This window comes from Allobosea sp. P1_A7, from assembly GCF_056406775.1.
In genome coordinates this window covers 1-894 of sequence record NZ_JBFTZN010000613.1, presented here as the reverse complement: position 1 = coordinate 894, position 894 = coordinate 1, and the positions used below count along the sequence as shown (strand labels likewise).

The window sequence follows — 894 nt, the reverse complement described above, 5'->3', positions numbered from 1 at the left end:
GCCCACTCCTGATCCCCATCGTGCGCGGTAATGACGATCGTCGGGATATGGATGTTGGCCTCGATCAAGCGATGGTGAAGCTCAGGGCCGGTCATGCCCGGCATCATTACGTCGAGGATGAGGCAGGCGGGTGTCCCGTCGGAAAAAGCCGCGAGAAAATCGTAAGCTGATTTGAATATTTTCGTCTCGTAAGCGTGAACTCTCAATGTCCGGCTCAGGGATTTCAACACGGACGGCTCGTCGTCCACGATAGCGATCCAGGATAGACCTTGCCCCATGGAGCGGAGGCTGACGCAGTTCTTGCTTATTGTCTACCGAACTGTTGGATCGTATGTGAACGATAGTCGAGACGAGCGCAGCTTCCTACCCCACCCATCTCGGCCTCACACCGCATCCCGCGCGCGGACCTTAGGGACAATAGTGGGAACAGCGCGTTAGTGGCAGCATTGTCCAGCAGGAATTGACTTCCCTATATTCCTTGAGAGCGATGTCCAAGCTGGTTGAGGCCTTGGCCATGACGCTGACCCAGAGGCGCGGTCGTGCACGTTTGATGCTGCGCTTGCCTCATTGGCGTGTCGCCTTTGATCAGAGCCGCGATCCGGCGTTTCTCGATATCTGCGAGGCGTACGAATTGACATGCAATGGGCTTGAATTCTGGCGCAGTTCGGACGCGCCCACACGCTCTGAACGGATTGCGGAATACCACGAGCTGGCAACCTCATTGGAATTGGACGCGGAGGCCATGGCGACCGCCTGGACGAAAATCGGAGAACACGATTGTTGAACTAGCTCAGCGCCAACAATCTAGAGATCGCCGCGGCTGTCTGGCCATCGGGCCCAAATTACATGCATCGTCGAAGGTCCCCTAAGGAGCTACCGAGACCGCCCCAAGGC

Annotated in this window: 2 protein-coding genes; one reads left to right on the top strand and one right to left on the bottom strand. The window is 57.0% G+C overall.

Annotation, left to right across the window (positions count from 1 at the left end):
- On the bottom strand, positions 1 to 248 hold a 248-nt coding region (locus AC1D34_RS38005; protein ID WP_476827080.1), incomplete at its 3' end, for a response regulator.
- A 239-nt stretch (positions 249 to 487) separates the two neighbouring features.
- On the opposite strand from AC1D34_RS38005, the gene AC1D34_RS38000 reads away from it, so the two are divergent.
- Complete coding sequence (locus tag AC1D34_RS38000; protein ID WP_441493340.1) at positions 488 to 784, top strand: hypothetical protein; 297 nt, start codon at positions 488 to 490, stop codon at positions 782 to 784.
- The last annotated feature ends 110 nt before the right edge of the window (positions 785 to 894 follow it).